This window comes from Neisseria sp. P0022.S010 (genome assembly GCF_051956635.1).
Map to the genome: position 1 here is coordinate 1 of NZ_JBQCXF010000562.1, position 1,882 is coordinate 1,882.

A 1,882-nucleotide genomic window follows, 5' to 3' on the forward strand; every position below is an offset into this window, starting at 1 on the left:
CCTTATGCCTATCTTTGCCATTATCGGCATTTTGTCCAGCACCGTATACCTGAGCCTCGCCGCTTGGATGCTTTACGAAAGCGTGTTCAAAAAGAAAAGCCCTCTGTCGGCATAATCCTCGGATTTAAAATTTTAAGGTAAGGCCGTCTGAACATTCAAACGGCCTTGTTTCATTCCATACTATCAATCATTTGGCTGTACGGCCAATTCAATCATCGCTTCGCGCAAACCATCCAAGCCTAAACTTTCGGCAACGGAAACATTCACGCCGACGGCATGCCCGGAGTTGTCGCGCAAAATACCTGCTTCACGCATACCCGACGGCAGCAAATCGATTTTGTTGTACACCACCAATTGCGGAATTTCATGCGCGCCGATTTCTTCCAAGACTTCGTTGACATCGTCCATCTGCCGTTCAAAATCGGGATTGGACGCATCAACGACGTGCAGCAGCACATCCGCCATCGCCGTCTCTTCCAAAGTAGCGGAAAACGCCGACACCAGCTTGTGCGGCAAATCACGGACGAAGCCGACGGTATCCGTCAGAATCACGCTCGCCTCGTGCGACAGGAAAAGCCGACGCGCAGTGGTATCCAAAGTGGCGAACAACTGGTCTTTCGCCAATACGTCCGCTTTGGTCAAACGGTTGAACAGGCTGGATTTTCCGGCATTGGTATAGCCGACAATGGCAAAGGTTTTCAGACGGCCGCTCATGCGTGATTTACGGCGTGTGGCGCGTTGTTTGCGGACATCGGCAAGCTGTTTTTTCAATGCCGTGATTTTTTGTCCGATTAAACGGCGGTCGGTTTCCAACTGGGTTTCGCCCGGCCCTTTCAAGCCGATACCACCCTTCTGACTTTGCAAATGTCCATAACCGCGTACCAGTCGTCCGCTCAAATGGTTCAGCTGAGCCAACTCCACCTGCAACTTACCTTCCTGCGATTGGGCGCGTTTGGCAAAAATTGCCAAAATCAAACCCACTCTGTCGAGTACGCGGCATTGAAGCTCTTTTTCCAGATTACGCTCTTGTGTCGGCGTAAGTTCGTGGTTGAACACGACCAGCCCGACATCATGCTGCTTGACCACTGCCGCCAACTCTTCTGCCTTGCCCGTACCGACAAACAAAGCCGGATGCGGTTTGTCGCGGCGTGAAGTTTCGATAGAAACCAAATCGCCGCCGGCCGCGCCCACCAATTCTGCCGCTTCGGTCAAGGCCGTCTGAAAGCCGCGCTCGCGCGTTTCGTTTGCGCCGGAATAGTCCGCCGTCAGCATTACGCCGACCAAGAGGACGCGTTCGGGCTGTTCCAAAGATTTATCGACGGAAAACAGATTGCGCTTGCTCAAAAAATTTCCTTTCAGACGGCCTTATGGCTGGGTCAAAGTGCTAATTAACGGTTTTTCAAAATATCGGCGAAATATTCGGTCACTTCTGCCAAACGTCCGCCTTGCGCGGCATAAGGCTGCATTACGGCCACCAGCTGCTCCAACACTTCACGCGTTTCAGTTTGCGCGTGTTCGCGGTAGAGCCACATATTTTGCATGGTCACCGTAGTCAATGCCTCGCGTACATTAAGCAAGAGCAAGTGGCGGCAAGACTCGTAGCCTTGGCGCAAATCGCCGGCCGCATAGGCGGTAACCGACAATTCATAGTCGATGTCCAACTGATAAACATTGCTTTGGACAAAAAGAATATCGTCTGTTGGGAACAGAATGCGTTTCGCCATCAGGCCGATCGCATGGGAAATGCGGTATTTTCCTTCCTGGCGCAGCATGGTTTGCGCAAGGTAGAGACACTCGGCACGGCGCGGGTTGTAATCGTAGCCTGCCAACCAAGTCGCCAAGGCTTCATCGCGTTTGCCCATTAATTTGTAGCACTCGCCCA

General features: G+C 52.3%; 1 protein-coding gene and 1 pseudogene. Both read right to left on the bottom strand.

The features are described 5' to 3' along the window. Positions 1 to 183: 183 nt before the first annotated feature. A complete protein-coding gene (gene hflX, locus ACTHUT_RS19405; protein WP_250599868.1) occupies positions 184 to 1,344 on the bottom strand; it encodes a GTPase HflX in 1,161 nt (386 codons plus the stop codon). 44 nt (positions 1,345 to 1,388) lie between these two features. Then, positions 1,389 to 1,882, bottom strand: a pseudogene (locus tag ACTHUT_RS19410) (glycosyltransferase); the annotation flags it as partial.